We start from the raw sequence: 24,610 nt of genomic DNA on the forward strand, positions 1-24,610 counted from the left end.
ATAATCTGATAAAATATTGATAAGGATAACGAATTAATTTTAACATTAAAGGTGATAGCAAATGAAAATCAAAGATACAGGAAAAGTTGACGTTTTAAAAACATCCATTTGGAAAGCTTTGTTTACTTTAGCCTGGCCAATCATTTTGACAAATATGATGCAAGCGATATATAATATAACTGATGCTTATTTTTTGGGAAAATTGGGTCCTTTGGAATTGTCTGTTCCTACTGTAATTTGGCCGCTGATCTTTGTTTTTATATCTTTTGCCACAGGTTTTTCCTACGCTGGAACCTCTTTGATAGCTCAATATACAGGATACGGTGATCAAAGAAGAGCTGAAAAATCGGCAGCGCAAACCATTTTGGTAATGACTTTTGTGGCGTTATCCATTATGGCAATAGTTTTGATCTTTAGCAAACAACTATTATCTCTTCTACGATTAGACGAAAATATATTTGAACTCAGTCACACCTATCTAAAAATAATGGCATTTAGTTTGCCTTTCAGCTTTTTAATGCAAACGGTAGCGGGTATATTTAGGGGATGGGGAAATTCATTTATAGCCTTGAAATACAACGGTATATCAATATTGTTGAATGTGGCCCTTGATCCTCTTTTCATTTTTCAATTCAATTTAGGCGTTTTTGGTGCTGCTTTAGCAACTATGTTATCTCAAGTTATAATGTCCGTTGTATTCCTAATTGTATTATTCAAAGGTAAAGAGGGTTTTAAATTACACACCAAAGATTTTGTTCCTGATCCTAAACTTATAAAAAAAGTGTTAGTGGTTGGCTTACCTTCTTCTATTGGTGAATCTTTTACAGCTATTGGATTTGCTATAATTATGGGAGTTATAGCGCAATTTGGACCTATTGTTATTAGTGGATATGGAATTGGAAATAGAATGAACAATTTAATAACGATGTTCGCAATGGGAATATCCTTGGCAACGGCTACGATGACAGGTCAATACGTGGGTGCTAATCAACCTGAAAAGGCTGAAGAAACCGTTAAAAAAGCTTCTTTGGCAACTTTACTGATCGTTGGAAGTGCTTCAATGGTTATGTTTTTATTTGGACACAATATAACAAAATTTTTCATAAATGACCCTGAAGTAATTAAAGTAGGAGAGGAATTTTTTAGATATGTTTCTTTCTCACTTCCATTCTTCTCTTTAGTTTCTGTTTTTCTTGGTACTTTAAGAGGTACAGGGCATACGATTCAGTCGACCATTATCGATATCACTCGATTGTGGGGAATAAGGGTACCCTTGGTTTTTTTCTTTGCGGAGACTCACGGTTACATAGGTGTTTTCATAGCGATGATAATAAGTAATTTCTCTGCCCTTTTATTAGCCTTAGGTTTTCTAATTTTTGGTAACTGGAAAAGACCTGTAATTGAAGAAGCTTCACAAAGAAATGCTTAATATAGTCAACAAAGGGGGAAGTTTTCATGAAAAACTTTGACGAACTGCTGAATAGAGCAAAGTCCAAACCAACAAAGAACGTTGTTCTTGTCTGTGCAGAAGATTTGGAAGCTTTGAAGGCTTTATCAAAAGCAAGTGAAGAAGGTTTTGCAAACCCTGTCTTGGTTGGAAATAAAGAAGAAATTAAAAAAAATTTGGAAATTGTTGGAAAGGAATTTGATATTATAGAGGCAGAAAATCCACAGGAAGCAGCAGAAAAAGGTGTTCGTCTCGTTTCAAGTGGGGCTGCTGATCTGCTCATGAAAGGTAAGATAAAAACCTCTGAATTGTTAAAAGCTGTTTTAAACAACGATTGGGGATTAAAAACGGGAAATTTGCTTTCTCATGTTGCGGTAGTGGAAACACCTTATTTGGATAGATTACTTCTAATAAGCGATGGTGGAATGATAATCCATCCAGATTTAACGCAAAAGGTTCAAATTATATACAACGCCATTGAAGTAGCCAAAAATCTTGAAATAAAAACTCCTAAAGTAGCTCTATTAGCGGCAGTTGAAGTAGTTAATCCCGATATGCCCGAAACAATAGATGCCGCCATATTGACCCAAATGAACAAAAGAGGCCAAATAAAAGGCTGTATTGTCGATGGTCCCCTTGCCCTTGATAACGCTATAAGCGAACAAGCTGCCAAGATTAAAAATATAAACAGTGAAGTTGCAGGTAAAGCAGATATTTTAATTGTTCCAGATATCCATTCCGGGAACTTGTTAGGAAAATCTGCGGTATATTTCTCAGGGGGAAACGTGGCAGGGATTGTAGTGGGAGCAAAAGCTCCTGTAGTTTTAGTATCAAGAGCCGACAACGATCAATCGAAATTAGCCGCTTTGGCACTCGGAGTTTTAAACTCTTGAGATTTCTCATATAACATAAAAAAACACTGAGAAAAAGTGGCATATACTTCCTGCAAGCACTATCAAATGCCATATAGCATGATGATATGGGATTTTTCTCCATACGTAAAATATGGTCCCGACTGTGTAAAGAATGCCTCCTATAACCAACCAAACTACTCCCCAGAAATCCAAGTTTGTAACTAAAGGCTCCATAGCAAATACAACCAACCATCCCATGGCTATGTATAAAATAGTTGAAAGAATCCTAAACCTTTTAACAAAAAATATTTTAAAAATAATGCCTATAGCTGCCAAACCCCATACTACAGAAAATATAATCCAACCTAACCTTCCATTCAACGTAATTAGTGCAAAAGGTGTGTAAGTACCCGCTATTAAAATATAAATTGCCGAATGATCGAATATTTCAAAGAGATCTTTTATTTTTTGAAGTTGAAAGCTGTGATATAGTGTTGAAGATGTATAAAGAATAATCAAGGACGAACCATATATAACCGAACTAAATATACTCCAGGGTTGTCCGTTAATCGCTGAAAAAACTACCAATAACACCAGAGCAGCTATACTCAACAATGCTCCTATACCGTGTATAACGGCATTAGCTATTTCTTCACCCGTGGTAAATTTTTCGATATTATCTAAATCCTTCACCCTATTACTCCTTTCGCATCTTTCATTTCAAGAAATTCTTCTCTCAAAATGTCCATAAATATTATATCGTATCTATTGTTTTTAAAAAACTTTGCTTGTCTTCGCCTACCTATTTCTTTAAATCCTGCTTTTTGGTAAGATCTTATGGCTCTTTTGTTGTATTCAAAAACCTCTAACATAATGTTATTTAAGTTTAAAACGTTGAATCCATAATTCAACAATAATTTAATGGCTTCGGTACCATATCCTTTAGACAGATATTCTCTATTGCCAATAAAAATCCCCAAGACACCCGATTGATTAATTCTATTAATGTCATGCAACCCACAATTACCTATCAGCTCTTCTGTTTCTAAATCCACGATGGCAAAAAATACATCGTTACCTTTTGCCATTTTTTCCAAGATATCTTTTTCTTTTAGCAAAGAAATGATATTATCCTCTACCATCATGTTTTCTGATATTTCTGGGTCATTTAACCATTCCGTGTATTTTTCAAAATCATCAGGATTAACTGGTGACAAAAAGCATTTTTCTCCTACTATTTTTTTAAAATATTTACCCATAATGTCCTTCCCCCTATTATTCTGTTATACGATCTTTAAAATAAACTCCCTCTTCCCACTACAGCTAATTCGAAAGTCTTTTTATCTCAAAAGGAGCCCTTCCCAGTATTTCGTATTGCCCAGTTCTTTGATCTAACCATATTTCTCCCCAGAACATAACTTCTTCCCCAACTAAATCATAGATATCGTATCCGTCAAAAAAGGCATCAAACTCCTGTTTTCTTATTCCATAGTAAAAATCTTCGCCTTCAGAGATAATTTTGTAATAATTTTCGCCTTCTTTTATAACATCCTTTACTTTGGCCTTCACCCACCGCATTCTACCTAAATCCTTTTGGGTTAAGGCATCAGATTCCACGACAAGACTTTCATCATCATATTTTTCAAAGATGCCTTTTCTATCTTCATATGCTTGGATATAAGCTTTAACAAATATTTCTTGCTTTTTTGAAGTATCTTCATAAAACAACGGTCGGGCTAATCCATTTTTTAATATTTCTTCGTTTAATAATACTAAGTTACCTTCTTCATCTTCATAATAAACATACGCCAAAACTCTGCCATAATCGTCAAACTTATCCTCATCAAACTCTAAATATACGTTCCTGTTTGCAACATTTATTAGTCTATCTTTCACAAATTGATACGACTTATAGCCATACTCGCTAATGGGCTTACTCCCAGCTTTGATCTCTGGTGTGTCTATTCCAATCAATCTTATACTTTCAGCGTACTGGTAAGTGTTAATCGTGTCTCCATCGAATATAGAAGAAACTTTTGCTTTTTCGAGGTTTTCTATATCTGGTATTGTTATTAATTCTTGCGAATTAGCATAAACTACGCTTAATACCAATAAAAGTAACAGAAAAAATGAAGATATTTTTCTCATATGATTTTTCTCCCTCTGTAATTCAGGGCTTCCGAAACATGACTTATTTCCACATTCCTTGAATCAAAAGTGTCAGCTATAGTTCGCGAAATTCTAACTACCCTGTTTACCGATCTTGCAGTTAATTTTAAATTGATAGCTGCTTGTTTTAGAAAGTCTTCCGCTTTTTCAGTAAGAGCAGCAAATTTCTTCAGCTCTTTATTGCTAAGTTTCCCATTCAATTTATTTTGCCTTTTTATCTGTATTTGGGAAGCCTTTGAAACTCTTTCTTTAATCTTTTCTGAGCTTTCTCCATCTTCCTTGGACATGAGCTCGTCAATTTTTACCCTTGGTACATCTATTCTTATATCTATTCTATCCAATATAGGACCTGATATTTTTCTGTTGTAATTTAAGATCTGGTTCAAACTACACGTACATTCAATCTCCTTATCTCCATAATATCCGCATGGACACGGATTTTGAGAGGCTATAAGCATGAACCTTGCAGGAAAATTAGCAACGGATTTTGCTCTTGTTACCGTCACTTCTCCGTCTTCTAAAGGCTGTCTTAGGGACTCTATTACATCCGTACGGTACTCGGGAAATTCATCCATGAATAATACTCCATTGTGAGCCAAGCTTATTTCACCAGGTTTCGGAACGGCCCCTCCCCCTATTATTGAGGCCGTTGAAGCTGTGTGGTGAGGAGATCTGAAGGGCCTTTTATCGATTATCGTGTTCATATATCCAGCAACTGAATAGATCATAGTTGATTCGATGATTTCTTCCCTCGTCATATCTGGTAATATTGTTGGAACCCTTTTAGCTATCATTGTTTTTCCCGAACCGGGAGATCCTCTCATTAAGACGTTGTGAAATCCACTGGCTGCTATCTCTATACCCCTTTTGGCAAAGATTTGACCTTTGATTTCACGAAAATCCAAGTTGTAAGACGGTTGTACAATATCCTCATACTTTGGAGAGTATTCATCCAAAATACCCAGCGATATATTTTCGATATCTTTCAAATTATCTATAACGATAACTTCGTTTTTTTCTACAAATTTACTTTCCCCCTGATTTCCGCGTGGAATTATGAATTTTGCTTGTTGATTTCTTTCTTTTATGTACATCAAAAAAAGAGATATCCCAGAAACAGGTCTAACTTCTCCATTCAAACCGAGTTCACCAAATATATAGTAATCATCACTTAATTCTTTTATCTGACCAGACGCTTCCAACAAGGATACAGCAATTGGTAAGTCAAAATGTGAACCGTCTTTTCTCATAGAGGTGGGTGAAAGATTTGCAACTATCGATCCGTTAGGAATAGTAAACCCAGTATTTCTAATGGCACTGGTAACTCGTTTCTCACTTTCTAAAACAGATGTGGAAGGCATTCCTACTATTTTGAATGTCTGTTGGGTAGAACGAGAGTTTACATCGATTTCTACTAAGATATTTTCTACTTTAAAACCGTCTATGCAGCCAGTTTTTATCTTAGAATATTTCATCTTCCCCCCCTTTGGGTACGCTTTTTAATTTCAATTGCCATTATCTAATTTCTCCTTACCCAATTTTTGGGTGATAAAAATGATGATGGCAAAAGTAAAAAAAGGAATGGCGTAGGAGATATTAAAATTAATATCACCAATTACCCCCATGGAAGTTGCGATTATCATAGCTCCAATCCCAGTGGAACCAAAAGCCAACCCATTGTACATCCCTAAGATTCTCTTTGGGAGATTTTGGTTGGAGTATTTTTGAATACTTGGAAAAATGGCAGATAAACTAAAACCAACGAAAAGAAAGAAAATAAAGTGTTGAAATATCAGTAACAACGCAAGACTTATTATAAGAGAAATAGAGAAGTACAAAATGGTACCCAATTCTGTTAATTTTCTGTTTAAAAATTCCGTAATTGCCCTACCAAAGGTAAAAACAACCCAAAATAAACTTATAATTATAGATGAAAATTCCTTAGAATAATTAAAAACATCATGGAAAAGGTTTGCACTCCAAGTTATTATGCCTATTTCACTTCCCGAATAGAATAAGAATATCAACAATGACAAATAAACAAATTTTTTCCTTATTATACCTGTGGCTTCTTTAAATTTAATCGCTTCATACTTTATGTTTTGAATGGGTTTATAAATTAAAACAAAAATAAAAAGTAACGAAATTAAGATTAAGTGTATAAAATACACAAATCTAAAATCTAAGTTCACAACTAAAAATAAGCTAACCAAAAGGGGTGCTATTATTCCCCCAATTCCAAAACTCGCGTTTAAAAATCCAAAATTTTGGATTTTTCTATCAAGATGTGAAAAAGCGGAAGTTAAAGTCATAAAAGCGGCTCCTGTGGCTACTCCAAACAAGAAAACTGATAATACTACCATGGGGAAACTAAATGCAGTTACAAATAAAAACAAACCCATAATTAGAACAATTAAAGCACCTATCAAGAAATTTTTATAGCCTATCTGGGCGATAAAAAAGCTGCCTATAAAGTTGGATATCATGGTACCGAAGGTACTTATAAACGGTAATGAAGAAGAAATAGTTATTGAAACAGAAAATCTTTCTTGAATGGAAGTCATAAGAGGAGCAAGAGTATTCATGACCATCGAAAATAGAATCATTGATATGTATATAAAATTTCGCGTGTTCTTTTCGGTCAACAACGTCACCTCTGCTTTAAACTTTGAGTGTATAAGTGTGCCTTTCGAGTTATCTCAGGAATTTTATACTTTGTGGCAAAATGATAAGTAAAATCCAAAGCGTTTTTGAAATCAACCAAGTTGCCAGGAGATACAAATACAGGTTTCACATTGTCTCTTGTTCTCAACACTATTCCTATTTTCTCATCTTTATGGTACAGAAATGTGAATTCACCTTTTTTCTTTCCGGGTTCTTCGTATTCACCAATTAACTTAGATTTAGCAATTCCTATAGTAGGCTTTTCAATAAAAAAAGACGCATGTGTAGCTATGCCCATCCTTCTAGGATGGGCATAGCCTTGACCATCAAAAAAAACAATATCAGGTTCAATTTGAAGTTTTTCCCAAGCCTTTAAAAAGATAGGAAGCTCTCTAAAAGCAAGAAGGCCTGGTATATATGGTAAGGTAATCTTATCCACGGCATATGTTACATCGATCACCGATAATTTCTTAAAATCCATCGTTACAATTACAGCTAATCCTTCGTCTTGTTGAAAGGAAAGATCAACACCGCTTACTAAGTTTGGTACATCAGAGAAATAACTTAATTTAACCTCTTTAGCCAACTGTCTCTGAATTTTGATCATATCTTTGGGAGTCATATCGAAGCTATGAACGAGCTTATATTTCATCTACCTCACCTAACGTTGTACAATAAACTTCTATACCTTCGTCTTTTCCGCCTATTCCTAGACCATTGCCACTCTTGCCTTTTAAGTTTATTCGGCTCACTTCTAAATTTAAGATGCGTGAGGTATTATTTTTTATTTGATCAGATATAGGACTAATTTTCACACTATTAGATATGATTAGCGCATCTATATTATTTATCTTAACAACATACCTTTTACTTATCAAATCCATAGTCTTTTCTAAAAGTATAGAGCTATTAATATTTTCAAATTCTTTACTTTCAGGAAAGTACTCCCCTATCGACCCCAAACCGCACATCCCTAATAAACTATCAATTATCGCATGAAAAAAAACGTCTCCATCCGAATGGCCCAATAATCCATAACCTTTTGGATGATTAATTACAACTCCACCCAATATTAATCTTCTATTTTCAACGAAAGGATGCACATCATAACCAAAACCAATTTTTAACATGCTTCAACTTTTCCTTTTTGGCATTATTATAAACATGTAACTGTTGTCTTCTATAGGTTTTAAAATGGTAGGTTTTTCCTCATCGGATATATCGAACTCAAACTCCACAGTTTCTATTCTTTCTAACGCTTCTCTGAAATATCTCGGTGAATAAGCGATCTCAAGATTTCTTCCCTCTTGCTCAACATCAATCTCTTCTTTTGCTTCGCCAACATCGGGAGAACTTGCATAAAACTGTATTCTTCCATCTTCAATATTTAATAAAGTATATTCCTCACTTCCAGCTGTGATAGACATCCTTTTCATAATAGCCAAAAATTCTGAGGTTTTAGCCTTGATCTTTGTTATAAAACTCTGGGGAATTATACCCAAATAATTAGGAAACTCGGCATCTATAACGTTAAAAATCAGCTGGTTATTATCTTCTTCAAAATCAAAGAGAACTTGCGAACCACTTTGAACTACTTTTATCTTCTCTGTCTTTGCTGCTGAAAGTATCGTTTTTAATTCATCCATACTTTTTAAGGATAAAAGAAATGGTGAAAGAACATTGTCATCTTCCAGCTTACTTTCAGATAGGGCTAATCTATATGAATCCGTGGCGACTAAATTCAAAAACCCTCCTTGCCTAAAGTCCCAGTAAACGGCGTTTAAATTGCGTGAAAGGGAAGAAGAATCCTTTAAAGCACAAAAAATTACCTTATCAATCATATTAGTAATAACTGTTCTATCTAGCGAAATTGAGCTCCCTGTAACGTCAAAAGCAAGAGAAGGAAACTCATCAGGATCCATGGTAGGTAATCGAAATACAGAATTTCCACCTGAAATCTTCAAAACTCCATCCAAAGTGATCGTAATTGTCTCAGAAGTGAGATTTGATAGAATTTCCAAGAATATCGTCTGTTCCACCACTGTAGAAAAGTTTTCATCACTATCTTTAACCTTCAGCCATTTGTGAAAACCGGTCTGCAAATCTGTAGCATAAATGTGTAACTCATCGTCTTCTACAGCCAATTTTATTCCTTTCAAAATAGGGTTAGCTGTTTTTCTTGAAACAGCATTACTGGTTAATTGAACAGCATTTTTTAAAACCCTTGTATCTATTTCAAAAGACATCAAGTTTTCCTCCCTTTGGAAGAATTAGGGTTTCACTATCTCAATTTTACACTAAAAAAAAATTTAAAGCAAGAATAAATTAATTAAAAATTATTCGTTTTGCTCTCTTTCTTTTAGTTTCTTAGCCAAAAATGTGGCAACGTGATTCCCTTTGGTACCTCTTCCAAAGCCAGCGTCCATGTAATTATTGATCGCTAAATCATTGGTTATCTGAGTTCCTCCAACGATAAGTAATAATTTATCTCTAACTCCTTTTTCTACAGCAATTTCATGTAATTTTTTCATATTTTCCACATGAACTTCGTTATGAGTAATAATCATAGAAGCTAAAACCGCCTGGGCTCCAACTTCTATCGCACTATCTATGATTTTTTCTGGGGGCACAGAAGTACCAAGGTAAACGTAGCTTATTCCATATTTTTCTATACCTCCATGTTTTATATCCAGAATTTCTCTGATACCAATGTTGTGCTCATCATTACCTATCGTTCCGGCTACTACTTTGACCTTGTGTTTACCAAAAAATTCAAAAAGCTCGTCATCACTCATCACTTCGTTCTTTTGGGGAAGCTCTAATTCATCCTTTTTAACAAAGAAAGGTACCTTTGCCTTCAATTCGAGATACGTTCCTTCTGATGGATGTAAAATGGCAGAATGAATAACATGAATATCTTCGAGTCCCATTTTTTTACATATTTCAACCGCCGCTGCTTTGGCGTATTCTTCAGATTCAGGGATGGTCATGTCCAATTGTATCCAACCATCATAACTCCATTCAACTTCTGGTTTTATAAGATTATTTTCTTTGTATTCTTTTATTTCTTGCAATCTTTTTTCGACATTATCACTCTCATCTAACTCGTCAATAAATTGAATCTTTTCTCTATTATGTAAGGTACAACCACCGATTAAATCACAAGGTTTATCTAATCCTTCAGGTAAGGCGTTGTACCCAAAATGTTCACAAACGGGTGCCATATAATCTTTATCCCTTGGTACAACAGAGCCTGCCGCAATTTCTCCGTTCTTTTTTCTGACTATTCCGTCTCCTGCTCTTTCAGGATAGTACCCGTTATCTACGAACATGCCATTTTCCAATGCTTCAAAATATCCTCCCATTTCTATGATTTCTTCGAGCATCAATATAGCTCTCATCTTCAATTCTCTTACTTCTTTTCTAACTTGTTCTTCATCGATTTTGAGGTATTGTTTAATATTATCCGCTGATATCAATGTATGTTTAGCCGTTTCGACACCTCTAATAGAATTAACGTGCCATGGAACATTTCTACCTTCGTCGGGAGTAATAGTTGATTGAATGTCTGCAGAGGTTAACCGAGAAATGAGGGTATTTAAAACGTGAATCCTTGTGGCATCGAATAAATCAGATTCGATGTACCTTGTGTTCATTTGAGCTCTGAACTTGTAGCCTTTAAACAGTTCTCTCAATGTAACGGCATAGACCAAGTTGATTCTGAACTCAGGAGAAGGGGAAACTACAGGGGGAACGGTTGATAAAGCGATATTTTCTTTTTTCATGCCTACTTTTAATGAAAATAGCGAGTTTATAGCATGTTGGACCAAAAGCTCCGGCATCACGTTTCTAGCTTTTTTAGCAGATGCGTTCGCGTTATGGGCACCATCTATTTGGAGTATATTCGCCCAAGCCATCACTTTTTTTGCAACAGCGGCATCCACAAAAGATCTTATAGGATTGATACCTCTGTACAAAATATTGTACTGTGGATCTTGGTGAGCTCCATTAACCCCCTCTTCGGCAAACATTACAGCTATTTCAGGGCCTGCTACACCTGAAACATAACTGTGAAAGTTTATGGGTCTACCTACTTCGTCTTCAATTAGATCAAGCGCTTTTCTAGTTGCCCTCAACTGTTTTCTCGTTATCGGTATCCCACCAATACCTTCAGGGGTCCCTTCCATAAGACCGTCTATATGGCTTTGCCCAAGTGTTCTTATGACCATAATATGATCTGCTCCGTGCCAGGCAGCCATGCGCATTCTTCTAACATCTTCCTCAAATCTTCCTGAAGCGATTTCCGATGTTATCACCGTGTCTGGTTGTGGGTCTAGGTTATCAAAGTAATGGGCCGCAGGAAGAGGAATCGAGTTTTTCAAATCCTCACTTATCTCATAGTAATTAAAATCGCTTTTTTTGGTTCCTTCAGGTAATTTTTTCCTCCAAGTCCATCCCTTTCTTCTTGGTGTGTAATGTTCCAAATCGTTTAAAATCTCTTCTATGTTGATCTTTTCATTTGGTTGAAGTTTCATTTGTATCACCACCTCTAAAGATATTCTCAACATCATCCCAAAAACGACCGTTTAATAGTGCCTCTCCCGCTTCCATTATTCCTATATTTTTTTGTTTTGCGATTTTGTAGACCACATTCCCTGCTCCTTTTGATAATAAATTTTCTTGTACAATCTTATCAACCAACGCCTTTGCCTGAAGGGAATTAAACCCCATTCTCAGCAAGACAGATCTTTCTATAGAAGGAGAGGTATGTGTTTCTGCCAAATTTACTAAGGGATCTACTACCTTTCCAACTAAATTCCAAAAATAATTGTCTAATTCCTCATCAGTCATACTTTGAAGTTTCTTTGACCTTTCCTGAAAGTCATCGGCTCTTTCTTTCACAAAGACTCCTCCTTTGCCTTTTTAATCAAGTTTATTACCGAATCTTCATCTTCCCTTATTTCCTCTGATATGAATTGAATTTCTTTTTGAGTGAAATCAGTTTTTCCAAGTCTTTTTATAAGCTGGTTTACATACGATTCTTTCAATTGAGACATTGGAATTTCAATGTAGCCTATTTGTGAAGGATCTTCAGGTATCACGATTCTTTCCCCTGGTTTATCATCTTTTATTGGATCGCCTGATATTACTTGAATCCCATTTTCTTTGGCAAAAGTGAGTTGGGCACTTGGTAACTTCCCTGCTCCTGTGTATTCTGTTTCGTTTACAACTATTATTTCATCCTCATTCATTTCCCTTGCCAAAGCAAAAGCTGCCACCAGCGAGGTATTACCAGCAGGTCCTCTTTGTAGCCCTTCGAGTTTTGCGAGTAATTCAGTCATATAGAATACTTCTCCTTGAGTTACAAGAACATATCTGTCCATATACCTCAACACCCTTGCCGCATTCCTTGGAACATCGGATCTGTCAGGAAAGACCGCAAACGGGATCCCGAATCCAGTGTGTCCTGTAGTGAAAGATTTTCTATTGAAATCTTTATCAGAAGCCATATGCAAGCCTCTTAAATTAACGCTTGCCCCAACAATCTTGGTTGAATCTGCCCCAGCTTTTTTTAATCCTCTTGCAGTTCCGGTGGTTAAACCTCCTCCGGCATGTGTGCTTACAACAACATTGGGGAATTTCCCTGTCAATTCTTTGGTTTGATTCGCTATCTCCAAACCTAACGTTTCTATTCCAGCAATGCCGAAAGGCGAGTAAAGCGATGCGTTAAAAAATCCTGTTTCTTCAAGAAGAAGAAGGGTATAATAAAACAATTCTGGACCTACACTAACTTGGATAACTTCACTTCCATAAGCTGCGCAAGACCTTTCTTTTTCCAAGATCTCTGGCTGACCAACGCCTCGAGAATCGAAACATTCTTGAATTATAATAGATTTTAAACCTCTTTTAGCTGCTTGAGAAGCTACAGCAGCGCCATAATTACCACTTGTTGCTGCTATAACGCCTTCATACCCTAATTTTTTTGCCATATATACACTTATAGAAGCCCTTCTATCTTTGAAAGAACCTGATGGGTTAGTCTGTTCATCCTTAACAAAGATCCTAGCTCCTTTTCCTTTATCAGACAATTTTTTAATCAATTTGTTAATATTTTTTAGCTCAACAAGGGGAGTGTTCCCAACACCCGTTTCTTTTTGAATTTTTTCGGTTTCTTCAATTGAAAATCCCGACTCGTTCATCATCTTTTCGTAATCGAATGCGATGCCTTCTATTTCATACTTTGTGTAATCAAGTCCTACAGATTTTTTAATGATCTCTATCTGTCTTTCCATCACCGCTTTGTAAGATTTATCCATTTCTTTCACCTGCCAACAAATCATCTTTATTAATTTTTAACAATTCGGGAATTGGTTCCCCAAAGTTATGCTCGTATTTAGGATTAACTTTTTCCAATTTTCCTTTAACTATTCTTCCAATAGGGGTTTTAATGGTGACGATATCGCCTATTTCAGCCTCTTCATCTTCCAAAAAACCTTTTATTCTAACTTCAAAAGGTACTTTTTTGGTGTCTTCCGGCAAATGTGAAGCCCTTTCTTCAGGATTTAAAACAATGTAATGAATTTGAACCCATGCACCCTTTTTTATCTCCATAAATCTAACCTCCTTCAGTGAACCTCTGCAAGTAAAGCTCTTGGTATTGGCAAATCCACCATGGTTAACAGACCAGGCCGAGCTTCAACTACAGAGGGAATCATATTGGTGGCTATGGCAATTGTGCCTTTGCCACCTGGTATTTCAGGATTTATACCCATTGAAATATCAGGATCCCCCTGAATTGTTATATAATCTCCTGTTTGAACGTTTTCTAAATGAGGAAGTACTTGCTGAGGATGCTCAAGTTCTATCAACAGTTCATTTTTGTAAAATGCCTTTGCGGTATGATTACACCCTGCTACCATACCTGGTTGAACCTTAACATACTTTGTTTCCCTCATGACATTAGAAATAATAGGTTCTCTTTTTTGTTCGATGCGATCAATTTCCCATCCTAAAGCCTTGGCTATCATATGTATTGACTGTTCAAACCCTATATGACCTACTATCTTTCCGTTTTTTATTCCTTGTTCAAATTCTTCTGGTGTTGTTCCCACACCTTGTGTTTCCATAACCGTTGGTCCAAAAGGTGAAAGATCATTAATTCTGGCTGCTTTAATCCTCTGAACATTCAAACATACTCCTGTCAATGTTATAATTAGTGTATCAAGGACAAATCCTGGATTTACACCAGTCCCTAAAACCGATACATTATGTTCCTTCGCAACGGTGTCAATTTCATTTGCAGCTTTTGGATTTTTTGAAAAAGGAAAAGCCATTTCTTCAGCAATGGTAATTACGTTTTTGTTTTCTTTTAATATAGAAATAATCTGATCCTTCACCACTGAGATAAAAGAGTTAGTAGCGATTACAACAAGATCTGGATCCGTTTGTTTAACCATTGTTATAGGATCAGGGTAAACTTTTATTCCAATTTTTCCTAAACCCAACAACTCTCCAACATCTTTTTCGATATATTCTTCCCTGAAATCGTGAACACCAACTAATTTTAGATTTTTCTTACTTAATATATTTTTTGCTATACCACTCCCCATTGCTCCAAAACCCCAAACACTTACTTTATACAATTTAAAAACCTCCTTGCAGTGTATTTGCTACAATGTGTGAAATTTTTTTCATTATCAATTATATCTTACAACATTATACCTTCTTTCTCAAACTAGATAATTCCCAATTAAGACGAAAAAAAGGCGTTTAAACGCTTTTAAAAGCGATTAAACGCCTTATACTCCTTTTTTAGACTTCTTCTTCTATTTACCGCCCACGCTTAAATCCCTTATCAACATAGTAGAACCAGCAATTGGACCTAAATACTTGAAATCAGAGCCTATATATTCTAAATTATTCAACAACTCTTCCAGCGTTCCAGCTAAGGTCATCCCTCTAAAACTTCTTACAAACTCTCCGTTTTCAATTAATCTTCCACTTATTTGGACAGAGAATCTTCCAGAAACCGGATCGGCGGTATGCATACCCATTATGTTGGTAACATATAAAGCCTTCGGAACATTCAAAATATCTTTTCTCGTCTTGTTAGCGATAAAATGAAGGTTTATAGTTCCAATGGAAGGATTTGGAGATTCCACCGATGCAAAACTGTTGCCGGTTGGTTTTGCACCCAACTTTTTTGCAGAATATATATTATGTAAGAACCCTTTTAGGACACCATTTTCTATAACGTTGAATCTTGAGGTATTGGTTCCTTCATTGTCAAAGGAGGCTATGATTGGTGCAGAACCATTCATAGGATCATGTATGAGGGTAACCGCTGAATTGGCTACTTTCTCACCTAATTCATCTTTCAAAAAAGATTTACCTTTGTATACATTTTCTCCCGATAAAGGAGTTATCAATGTACCTAGGAACATACTAGAAGCGAAAGGACTCATGACAATATCATATCTACCAGAACTTAAAACCTCTGATTTTAAACCTGACACCGCCATTTCTACAGAATTTTTCACTATGCGGTCTATGTCTATAAGCCTGTAGCTTTGAGATAATTGATAGTCAAAACCAAATGAGGAATCTTCTCCTTCAATTGCGGCTAAACTAATCGAACTGGCAGCGTTTGTAAACAAAGCGTTTTTGTAAAGACCATTCGTATTCCCAAAATGAATCCTGGTTAATGCAACTTCATACTCAGCACCACGGACAAATTTTATCCTTTCATCTTCACTCTTAGCCTTTTTTTCTAGTTCTTGAGCTAATTTCATAACCTCGTCTAAATTCATATCCTTTGTGTCTGCATCAAAAGCCCAATCTATGTATGTAAACTGTTCGTCATTTGATATGTCGTTTGCTTCATCTTCTTCTGTATATTTAGTCATTTCAATTGCTTTTTCAACAGCTTGCATTATACCTTCTTCTGTTAAGATATTAGATGACGACGTGGCTGTTCTTCCATCGGGAGAAATAACTTTGATACCTGCTGCTCCTTTTTCTCCTTCGGTTAACTGCTCTAACTTTCCATTACTGAAAGAAGCATTCTTACTTTCAGTGGAAAATACATTTATCTGTCCTTTAAGCCCTTTACTTTTTATCTCTTTCATGGATTTTTCTATAATTGATTTTATATTAGTCATTAATTGTTACCCCCTTTTACTATTCCACCAACAATTAACTTCGGTATTCTTATAGTAGGTTGAGCATCTGAAACTGGAGCCCCTTGACCGTCTTTACCACAGGTTCCAACACCATATCCCAAATCATTACCAACCATATCTATGCTTTCTAAGACTTTTAATCCGTTGCCAACTAAGCTCGCACCACGGATCGATTGTTTTATTTCACCATTTTCTATAATATAACCTTCATCAACGCCGAATTGGAAATCACCACTTATTACATCAACTTGTCCCCCACCCATCTTTCTAACAAATATACCGTATTTTACAGATTTAATTATATCTTGTGGATCATCTTCTCCTGGTAAGATCATCGTGTTTCTCATCCTAACGATGGGTAACACCATATAAGATTCCCTTCTACCGTTACCTGTGGGTTCAACACCGAATTTTTTGGCAGTAATTTTTGAATGCATGTATCCTTTTAACACACCGTTTTCAATTAAAACGGTCCTCTGGGTAGGAGTTCCCTCGTCATCATAATTAAGGGTCCCTCTTTTGTTTTTATCTGTTCCGTCGTCTACAACGGTAATTTTTTCCGAAGCGATTTTCTTTCCAACTTTTTCTCTGTACACAGAACCGGAAAGTACCAAGTCTGCTTCCATACCGTGCCCACATGCTTCATGTATCATGGTTCCTCCAGCTTCAGAAGACAAAACAACCGTGAATTCGCCTGCAGGAGCATCCACTCCTTCTATTTGTGAAACTACTTGTCTGACGGCGTCTTTTGCTACTTTTTCTATCATCTCATCTGTAAAAAATTCAAATCCCATGTTTGCTCCATCGGAGGAATAACCTCTAAACAAATTCCCTTCTTCGTCCTGTGCAAATATTATAGCAGCATAACGTGGATAATTTCTAATATCCTCAACTATTTTCCCTTCTGAATTCACTATTTTTACCTTTCTACTACTATCCGCATAGGAAACGGTGATTTGTTTGATGCGTTTATCGGCATTCTTAAGTAATTCTACACCTTTAAGAACCTTTTCTACTTTTTGTTCTACAGATACATTGTCAAAAGGTATTTCAAAGGGGGCAAAATCCCTCTTTTCTGCCTCTTTCAATTCTTCAACCTTTACGATATTATTAGAGCCAAACCTTTCGCTTGCGTTCTTTCTCAAAGTCTCGGCAAGACTCATAAGATTCTCGTATGTGGGATCGTTAGTATGAGCAAAAATCGTTTCTTCAGCTGATACAACCCTTATACTTGCACCTTTTGTACTTGAAAAATTTATTTTTTCAATTTTACCGTTATCGTAAACAATCGAGGTACCATAAAAATCTTCATAGAAGATTTCTGAATACTCTCCCCCCGATGAAAGAGAATGGTTTAAAATCTCTAAGTATTGAGCATTACTTAAATTCACTTCTATCCCTCCTATAAAAAGTTAGCAATCCTTCCTTTCATATTATATCATATTTATTCCTCTTGGAACTTGTATTTGTATCAGTAATTATAATTGTAACCACTAAAAAAAAGAAAGGCGCCAAAGATTGGACGCCTTTTATACGTATAAAATTATTTATATAGTTTTTATATCAAAAGTTTTTGCGACCGTCTCCAAAACGTTTGGTGATAGAAAGGCAGGCAGTGTTGGACCTAATCTTATTCCCTTTACTCCCATATACAACAATGATAATAAAACAGTTACAGCTTTCTGTTCGTACCAAGCTATATTGTATTCGATAGGTAGTTCGTTTATATCCTTTAAATCGAATGCTTCTTTCAATTTTAAAGCGGTTAAAACTAATGAATAAGAATCATTACATTGCCCTGCATCTATAACCCTTGGTATTCCATCAATATCCCCCAAATCTAGCATATTGTACCTGTACTTGGCACAACCTGCGGTTAAAATAACGGCACTTTTTGGGAGATCTTTGGCAAAATTAGTGTAATATTCACGATCTTTGTTTCTTCCATCACAACCACCCATGACGTAAAATTTGGTTATTTTACCAGATTTTACTGCCTCGACAATTTTATCAGCAACTTGAGCTGTCTGTTCATGAGCAAATCCAATAGTTATAGCTTTTCCCTCTCTTTTTTTGATGGGGCCAATTTCGAGTGCTTTTTGTATTACGGGAGTAAAATCCTTTTGACCGTCCTTTTTTCTATTTGGTATATGTTGAACATCTGGCCATCCCACAAGTCCGGTTGTGAAAATTCTGTCTTTGTAGGAATTTCTTGGCTTTTGAATACAATTCGTTGTCATTACTACAGCTCCACCAAAATCTTCAAACTCTTGTTGTTGTTTCCACCAAGAACCTCCAAAATTTCCTGCTAAATGTTCGTACTTTTTTAATCCTGGATAGGCGTTTGCTGGTAGCATTTCTCCATGTGTATATACTTTGATTCCTTTACCTTTAGTTTGTTCTAAAATTTCATACAGATCTAAAAGATCATGGCCACTGACGAGAATAGCGGGTGTTTCGTATGTTCCTGTGTAAACTTGGGTTATTTCAGGATTTCCAAAGGTAGAAGTATTCGCCTCATCTAGTAAAGCCATAGCGTTTACCCCATATTCGCCTACTTTCAGCACTAAATTCGTTAATTCATCAACGGTGATATCTTCACGTAAGGTTTCTGCCAAAGCCTTTTCGATGAATGCAAGTATATCGTCGTTGGAGTGTTTTAAGATATAGGCATGATCGGTGTAGGCAGCCACTCCCTTTAAACCTATTACAAGAAAATTCTTAAGCGATCTTATATCTTCGTCTGATTCCGATAAAACACCTACTTCAACGGCTTTATTTAAGTATTCGTCTTCATTGTTATCTTTCGGATTCCATACTGCGGCATCAGGTACTTTTTCCTGAAATTTTTCGTTGTATTTTCTTTCATAAACTTCTTTGAATTTATTTTCTATGATTCTTCTTTTATCTAGTGCTTCATCTATGTATTCAACTATTCTTCCTTCATCAAAGTTAACATTCGTTATTGTTACAAACAAGCCTTCTGCAACAAAAAGGTCAACACTTTCATCTTCTACGTTCAATTCCCTTGCTTTATTAGCCCAATAGGAAATCCCTTTTAGTACGTAAATCAATAGATCCTGCAAGTTTGCAGTTTCCGGACTTTTTCCACATACACCTTGAGCAACACAAGCCTCATTTCTTAAAGTTTCCTGACATTGATAACAAAACATCTCCATCTTTTCTTTCCTCCTATCTGAAATTTTATTTTTTTACCACTGAAACCTTTCTTTATTGAAGAAACTTTGAATTTCCTTTCATTTTAAGTATAATTAAATCGGAGTAATTTTGTCAGTAACAAATGTTACGCACTTTGTTTTTTAAATTTTGAGGTGATTGAATCATGGATAGCTACATTGATAAGATAGGTAAATTAAAGATATTTAAAAATTTTTCAAAAGCTGAATTGATGAAAATTTTTGGTAATGTTCGATATTCAATTAAAAAATTTTCAAAAGGTTCCCTTATCTATACTTCTGGGGAAAAAGTTGAAAAATTAATAATCTTAATCGAAGGAGAAGTTATCACAGAAATGGTTGATTTTAATGGGAAAATTTTAGAAGTAGAAAGGATGAAATCTCCGGATATTTTAGCTTCTGCCTTGTTATTTTCAAAAGATAATTTCCTACCTGTCGATGTTTTAGCGGTTAAAGATGTTGCTATACTTTATATTGAAAAAGAAGATTTAATAAGATTATTTCAAAGTAACAATGGTCTTTTACTTTCATTTCTTGAAGATATAGGGGAAAAGTTTCAGTTCGTAACTGCAAAATTACGGGTAAACTCTTTTCATACAATAAGAGAAAAAATCACAATGTATCTTTTAAACCTTTACAATCAGCAAAATAAATCCAACGAGTTAACTATACCTCTAACTTTAGAAGAGTTAGCCAATTTATTCGGTGTAACAAGGCCTTCTTTATCGAGGGCATTTTCGCAGATGCAAAAAGAAGGCTTATTCGTTAAAAGTGGGAATACAATAATCTTAAGGAAATTGAAGACTTGATTATGCTATAATTGTTATGACAAAAATCAGAGCAGGGAGGGAAATTTAGAAATGGAGATTTTTTTAGACACCGCAAATATAGAGGAAATTAGAAAAGGTGTAGATTGGGGAATAGTTGACGGTGTGACAACGAATCCAACGTTGGTTTCAAAAGAGAATGCAGTATTTGAAGAAAGAATCAAGGAAATTTGTGAAACCGTAGAAGGGCCAGTAAGTGCCGAAGTGGTATCCACAGATTACGAAGGAATGGTAAAAGAAGCCAGAGAAATAGCAAATTTAAGTGAATTTGTGGTTGTTAAAATACCTTTGATTCCCGATGGAATAAAAGCGATAAAAACTTTATCCAAAGAAGGTATAAAGACCAACGCGACTTTAGTTTTTAGCCCTTTACAAGCTCTTCTTGCAGCCAAGGCAGGAGCTACATACGTGAGTCCTTTCATCGGTAGAATGGATGACATAGGAAACACTGGAATGGATATAGTAGAAGAAATTGAAGTTATCTTCAGCAATTACGGATATGAAACTAAAATTATCGTGGCTAGTGTTAGACATCCTCAGCATGTTTTAGAAGCAGGTTTGATTGGAGCAGATGTTGTTACTATGCCCTTTGAAGTGCTTGAGAAAATGTTCAAACATCCCATGACGGATATAGGTCTTGAAAGATTTTTGAATGATTGGAAGAAGTATCAGGATTATCTAAAAAGCAAAAATAATTAATTTAAAAATAATAGACGTAAGATGCCGTATAATACCCCAGGAAAGAACCAGCTACTACGTCTGAGAGCCAATGCACATCTTCATAGATGCGAGAAAGCGATATACTTGTTGGTATAATATAAATCCACCAAGTGTACTCTTTCGCATATGGGGTGTATACAGACCAGGCAATGGCAGAATGTCCTGAAGGAAAAGAAGTATAAGTTGCCCCTTGAGTGAGGGGAGCGAATGGCTTGAATGAAAATGAACCATCTTCAGCATATGGCCTTTCTCTACCAACGACAATTTTTGTTAGCAAGGTTATTCCTCCACTAATAACGGAAGATATAATAGCATCTTCAGATACCTTTTTTAGCCTGTAATCTTTTGTAAGATAACCAACTGTGTATCCCACCACTGGTGTTGCAACAAGAAAGTAATAATCATATGTAGTTAAAAAATTGGAAATTATATCTAAATAAGAATTAGTATTATGCTGAACTAGGTTTCTGCTTAAATCATCTAAATTGAGAATGAACTTAGTCGTGTTGGTACTCTGTTTAGTTACAGTATCTTCAGCGGTAATTGTGCTTGAAAAAACAAGGATCACTATTAAGAAAAGTATAAAACGTTTTCTCATGTGAATTCCTCCACCCTTTGATTAGAAGATGAAAAATAGCATTACTACAATATAACCCATTATAGCACAAAAAATGGGTATTGTTATTTTTTTTATAACACTAAACATATCGACTTCAAAATATTTTGATGTAAGTAAAAGACAGAGATGTACAGGTGATAGAAGAACCCCCAATACAGAGAAAAAATATGTGGTAATTGCAACCGGTACCAAAGAAATAACTCCCGCTTCAACGAACGACAAAGCTATCGGCATTGTAACTGCAAAACCTGCCTGGGTTATTCCAGTTATCAATCCTATAATAATCGGAGAGATCATTATTATCCACCATGGACTTACTCCCCAAGTAGTTAGATTTTCTACAAAATCGTTGGATAAATTTGACACAGTTACAAAATTTTTGTACCAAAAAACGAACAATAGCAACAACACCGTTTCCCATCTTATATTTAGAAGATCTTTGTAGTTTTTATGATAAAAGGTATATATTAAAGATACCGCTAAAACAACAAGCCAACCAGGTAAAGAAGCAATTACCCCGATGATTATAATTAATATGGGAAGAATAGATTCAAAAAGTTCTTTCCATAATTTTTTGTCTTTTTTTAAACTGATTTTACCGTTTTTGAAGTATATCCAACCTCCGATAATTGCAAATAATCCTATGGGAAGTTGTATTAGTAATAATTTTGTTAAACTTATACCTGTAAGAGCGCTTTCTAAAATTAAAGCAGGATACAGTATCCAAAAGAACTCCATACTATGTCTGAACCAATAGTTCATCGCCGTAGCTTCAACCCTATTAATGTTGCTTTCATCTGCTATATCTTTAACCATTGGTGCAGTGAACATTGCGCCTCCTGGCATGGGGAGTAATCCCAGTAACATAGGCATCAATCCGACAGCCTGTCTTGAATTGAATAATGTTCTTATGTTTTTGGCGAATTTTTGTGAGTTTCCACTTGCCTTCATAGTATCTGATAGTAGATATATTCCAAAGATAACAACTATCACTTCGTAAAAATCGCTTTGTGTAATAGTTTCTAGGAAACTACTACCAATATAATTCAAATTCAAAGAAACTAGCGCAGTTACAATTGTTGCAACAAGAATAGCCCAATGGACTTTTTTTATCAATTTTATAGATATCACCATACTAATCAAACCTGATAATATGGAAACTACTGCCAAATCTTTCACCTCGTTTTTTGTTAGTGAAACTTACTATTTTATTATACCATAAAAAAACGTGCCATATTCAATGGCACGCCTATATCCTTGAACCCCTTTCAGGGCGTTTTTTTTACTACTGTCTAAATTTAGTACATATCTGGTGTTGCTGGCATTTCTGGACCTTTTTCTTCTTTTGGTTCTTCCGCTACCAAAACTTCCGTTGTTAGAAGCATGGAAGCAATCGATGCAGCATTTTGAAGTGCACTTCTTGTAACCTTGGTTGGATCAATTATTCCAGATTCAAACATATTTACATATCTTTCTTTTAGAACATCATATCCATATTTTGAATCATCTTTTTCAATTATTTTTTCAATAATTATAGCAGGTTCTAAACCGGCATTTCTGATTATCTGTTTTACAGGAGCGTCTAAAGATTTGGCTACTAATTGAGCACCTATTTTTTCATCTCCTGATAATGTGTTTGCGAATTCCTCAACAGCTTTCTTTGCTCTGAGTAACGTTACTCCTCCACCTGCAACGATCCCTTCTTCTACAGCTGCTCTCGTCGCAGATAAAGCATCTTCTATTCTATGTTTCTTTTCTTTCAACTCAGTTTCTGTAGCCGCTCCAGCTTTAATTACTGCAACTCCACCAGATAATTTTGCTAATCTCTCTTGTAATGTCTCTTTCTCGTAATCAGAACTTGTATTTTCAATTTGAGCTTTTATCTGTGCTATTCTTTCTTTTATTGCTGTAGGTTCACCTTTTCCTCCAACAATGATAGTATCTTCTTTTGCGACTCTTACCAAATCAGCTTGACCAAGATCATTAATGGAAATATCTTCTAAGGTGAGACCAATTTCTTCGGATATTACAGTACCACCGGTTAAAATTGCAATATCTCTTAGCATTTCTTTCCTTCTGTCTCCAAAACCAGGAGCTTTAACAGCTACTGATTCCAATGTTCCTCTTAGCTTATTGAGAACCAATGTAGAAAGAGCTTCTCCCTCAACATCTTCAGCAATTATTACCAACGGTTTCCCAGCTTGAGCAACTTTTTCTAAAATTGGAACTATTGATTTTACAGCTGAAATCTTTCTATCTGTAATTAATATATAAGGTTCTTTCATTTCTGCTTCCATTTTTTCTGTATTTGTTACAAAATATGGAGAGATGTATCCTCTATCGAATTGCATTCCTTCTGTGAATTCTACATAAGTTTCAAGAGTTTTAGAGTCTTCGACAGTTATAACTCCATCCTCTCCGACTTTGTCCATAGCTTCTGCAATAATATTTCCAATTTCTTCGTTATTGGCAGATATAGAAGCAACGTGGGCAATGTCTTCTTTGCTCGATAACTTTCTGCTGGCATTCCTTATCTGTTCTACAGCTTTGTCTGTAGCCTTAGCGATACCGTTTCTCATCAATATTGGATTAGCACCGGCTGCAACATTTTTCAATCCCTCTTGAATCATAGCCTGGGCTAAAACTGTAGCGGTAGTTGTTCCATCTCCCGCAACGTCATTTGTTTTGGAAGCTACTTCTTTAACTAATTCTGCTCCAAGTGCTTCAAATTTATCTTTCAATTCAATTTCTTTAGCAATGGAAACACCATCATTTGTGATAGTTGGAGATCCCCAACTCTTTTCTAAAACTACGTTTCTTCCTTTAGGTCCCAAAGTTATTTTAACAGCATCTGCAACTGTATTAACGCCTCTTTCTAAAGCTCTTCTTGCATCTTCATTAAATTTCAACATTTTTGCCATCTTATCTCAA

General features: G+C 35.5%; 23 protein-coding genes. 4 read left to right on the plus strand and 19 right to left on the minus strand.

Annotated features, from left to right (window positions below; genetic code table 11):
• Positions 1 to 61 precede the first annotated feature (61 nt).
• Both BZ25_RS08700 and BZ25_RS08705 read left to right on the plus strand, forming a co-directional pair.
• Entirely contained in the window at positions 62 to 1,429 is a 1,368-nt protein-coding gene (locus tag BZ25_RS08700; protein WP_121567519.1) for an MATE family efflux transporter, read from the plus strand.
• 26 nt (positions 1,430 to 1,455) lie between these two features.
• Complete coding sequence (locus BZ25_RS08705) at positions 1,456 to 2,340, plus strand: bifunctional enoyl-CoA hydratase/phosphate acetyltransferase (protein WP_121567520.1); 885 nt, start codon at positions 1,456 to 1,458, stop codon at positions 2,338 to 2,340.
• A gap of 6 nt (positions 2,341 to 2,346) precedes the next feature.
• Here the strand turns inward: BZ25_RS08705 and BZ25_RS08710 are convergent, their stop codons facing one another.
• The 16 genes from BZ25_RS08710 to hcp form a co-directional block, all read right to left on the minus strand.
• Complete coding sequence (locus BZ25_RS08710) at positions 2,347 to 2,994, minus strand: hemolysin III family protein (RefSeq protein ID WP_121567521.1); 648 nt, start codon at positions 2,992 to 2,994, stop codon at positions 2,347 to 2,349.
• On the minus strand, positions 2,991 to 3,560 hold the full coding sequence (locus tag BZ25_RS08715; protein ID WP_103065037.1) for a GNAT family N-acetyltransferase: 570 nt from the start codon (positions 3,558 to 3,560) through the stop codon (positions 2,991 to 2,993). Before BZ25_RS08715 ends, BZ25_RS08710 begins: the two co-directional genes overlap by 4 nt.
• A 64-nt stretch (positions 3,561 to 3,624) precedes the next feature.
• Positions 3,625 to 4,449, minus strand: coding sequence for a thermonuclease family protein (locus BZ25_RS08720; RefSeq protein ID WP_103065036.1), 825 nt, complete (start codon positions 4,447 to 4,449; stop codon positions 3,625 to 3,627).
• Complete coding sequence (locus tag BZ25_RS08725) at positions 4,446 to 5,945, minus strand: YifB family Mg chelatase-like AAA ATPase (protein ID WP_103065035.1); 1,500 nt, start codon at positions 5,943 to 5,945, stop codon at positions 4,446 to 4,448. The genes BZ25_RS08720 and BZ25_RS08725 overlap by 4 nt, the downstream gene beginning before the upstream one ends.
• Positions 5,946 to 5,975: 30 nt before the next feature.
• On the minus strand, positions 5,976 to 7,115 hold the full coding sequence (locus tag BZ25_RS08730) for a sugar MFS transporter (RefSeq protein ID WP_121567522.1): 1,140 nt from the start codon (positions 7,113 to 7,115) through the stop codon (positions 5,976 to 5,978).
• Positions 7,116 to 7,120: 5 nt separating this feature from the next.
• Positions 7,121 to 7,786, minus strand: a complete 666-nt coding sequence (gene nfi, locus BZ25_RS08735; RefSeq protein WP_121514725.1) for an endonuclease V — start codon at positions 7,784 to 7,786, stop codon at positions 7,121 to 7,123.
• On the minus strand, positions 7,776 to 8,264 hold the full coding sequence (ispF, locus tag BZ25_RS08740) for a 2-C-methyl-D-erythritol 2,4-cyclodiphosphate synthase (RefSeq protein WP_121514726.1): 489 nt from the start codon (positions 8,262 to 8,264) through the stop codon (positions 7,776 to 7,778). Before ispF ends, nfi begins: the two co-directional genes overlap by 11 nt.
• A 3-nt stretch (positions 8,265 to 8,267) precedes the next feature.
• On the minus strand, positions 8,268 to 9,380 hold the full coding sequence (dnaN, locus tag BZ25_RS08745) for a DNA polymerase III subunit beta (RefSeq protein ID WP_103065031.1): 1,113 nt from the start codon (positions 9,378 to 9,380) through the stop codon (positions 8,268 to 8,270).
• 90 nt (positions 9,381 to 9,470) lie between these two features.
• Entirely contained in the window at positions 9,471 to 11,669 is a 2,199-nt protein-coding gene (oraE, locus tag BZ25_RS08750; RefSeq protein WP_012208989.1) for a D-ornithine 4,5-aminomutase subunit OraE, read from the minus strand.
• A complete protein-coding gene (locus BZ25_RS08755) occupies positions 11,650 to 12,036 on the minus strand; it encodes an ornithine aminomutase subunit alpha (RefSeq protein ID WP_103065029.1) in 387 nt (128 codons plus the stop codon). The genes oraE and BZ25_RS08755 overlap by 20 nt, the downstream gene beginning before the upstream one ends.
• Positions 12,033 to 13,451, minus strand: coding sequence for a 2-amino-4-oxopentanoate thiolase subunit OrtB (gene ortB, locus BZ25_RS08760; protein ID WP_121567523.1), 1,419 nt, complete (start codon positions 13,449 to 13,451; stop codon positions 12,033 to 12,035). The genes BZ25_RS08755 and ortB overlap by 4 nt, the downstream gene beginning before the upstream one ends.
• The gene (ortA, locus tag BZ25_RS08765) at positions 13,444 to 13,746 is read right to left on the minus strand and encodes a 2-amino-4-oxopentanoate thiolase subunit OrtA (RefSeq protein ID WP_121567524.1); all 303 of its coding nucleotides are present in this window, start codon (positions 13,744 to 13,746) and stop codon (positions 13,444 to 13,446) included. Before ortA ends, ortB begins: the two co-directional genes overlap by 8 nt.
• A gap of 14 nt (positions 13,747 to 13,760) precedes the next feature.
• Positions 13,761 to 14,777, minus strand: coding sequence for a 2,4-diaminopentanoate dehydrogenase (ord, locus tag BZ25_RS08770; protein WP_121567525.1), 1,017 nt, complete (start codon positions 14,775 to 14,777; stop codon positions 13,761 to 13,763).
• Positions 14,778 to 14,960: 183 nt separating this feature from the next.
• Positions 14,961 to 16,295 carry a TldD/PmbA family protein gene (locus BZ25_RS08775; protein ID WP_121567526.1) on the minus strand — a complete coding sequence of 445 codons (1,335 nt, stop codon included), beginning with the start codon at positions 16,293 to 16,295 and terminating at the stop codon, positions 14,961 to 14,963.
• Positions 16,295 to 17,707, minus strand: coding sequence for a TldD/PmbA family protein (locus tag BZ25_RS08780; protein WP_158584894.1), 1,413 nt, complete (start codon positions 17,705 to 17,707; stop codon positions 16,295 to 16,297). The genes BZ25_RS08775 and BZ25_RS08780 overlap by 1 nt, the downstream gene beginning before the upstream one ends.
• Positions 17,708 to 17,863: 156 nt before the next feature.
• Positions 17,864 to 19,495 (minus strand): hydroxylamine reductase, encoded by a 1,632-nt coding sequence (gene hcp / locus BZ25_RS08785; protein ID WP_199676880.1) that lies wholly within the window; start codon positions 19,493 to 19,495, stop codon positions 17,864 to 17,866.
• 164 nt (positions 19,496 to 19,659) lie between these two features.
• Between hcp and BZ25_RS08790 the strand changes: the two genes are divergently transcribed.
• Both BZ25_RS08790 and fsa read left to right on the plus strand, forming a co-directional pair.
• On the plus strand, positions 19,660 to 20,322 hold the full coding sequence (locus BZ25_RS08790; RefSeq protein ID WP_121567528.1) for a Crp/Fnr family transcriptional regulator: 663 nt from the start codon (positions 19,660 to 19,662) through the stop codon (positions 20,320 to 20,322).
• 51 nt (positions 20,323 to 20,373) lie between these two features.
• Complete coding sequence (gene fsa, locus BZ25_RS08795; RefSeq protein ID WP_121567529.1) at positions 20,374 to 21,039, plus strand: fructose-6-phosphate aldolase; 666 nt, start codon at positions 20,374 to 20,376, stop codon at positions 21,037 to 21,039.
• A 1-nt stretch (position 21,040) separates the two neighbouring features.
• Here the strand turns inward: fsa and BZ25_RS08800 are convergent, their stop codons facing one another.
• The 3 genes from BZ25_RS08800 to groL form a co-directional block, all read right to left on the minus strand.
• Positions 21,041 to 21,658 (minus strand): phosphatase PAP2 family protein, encoded by a 618-nt coding sequence (locus BZ25_RS08800; protein WP_121567530.1) that lies wholly within the window; start codon positions 21,656 to 21,658, stop codon positions 21,041 to 21,043.
• Positions 21,659 to 21,679: 21 nt separating this feature from the next.
• A complete protein-coding gene (locus BZ25_RS08805) occupies positions 21,680 to 22,849 on the minus strand; it encodes a DUF401 family protein (protein ID WP_121567531.1) in 1,170 nt (389 codons plus the stop codon).
• 128 nt (positions 22,850 to 22,977) lie between these two features.
• Positions 22,978 to 24,600 (minus strand): chaperonin GroEL, encoded by a 1,623-nt coding sequence (gene groL / locus BZ25_RS08810; protein WP_012208977.1) that lies wholly within the window; start codon positions 24,598 to 24,600, stop codon positions 22,978 to 22,980.
• Positions 24,601 to 24,610: the final 10 nt, after the last annotated feature.

The organism is Petrotoga sp. Shatin.DS.tank11.9.2.9.3 (genome assembly GCF_003665005.1).
Classification (GTDB): Bacteria; Thermotogota; Thermotogae; order Petrotogales; family Petrotogaceae; genus Petrotoga; species Petrotoga mobilis.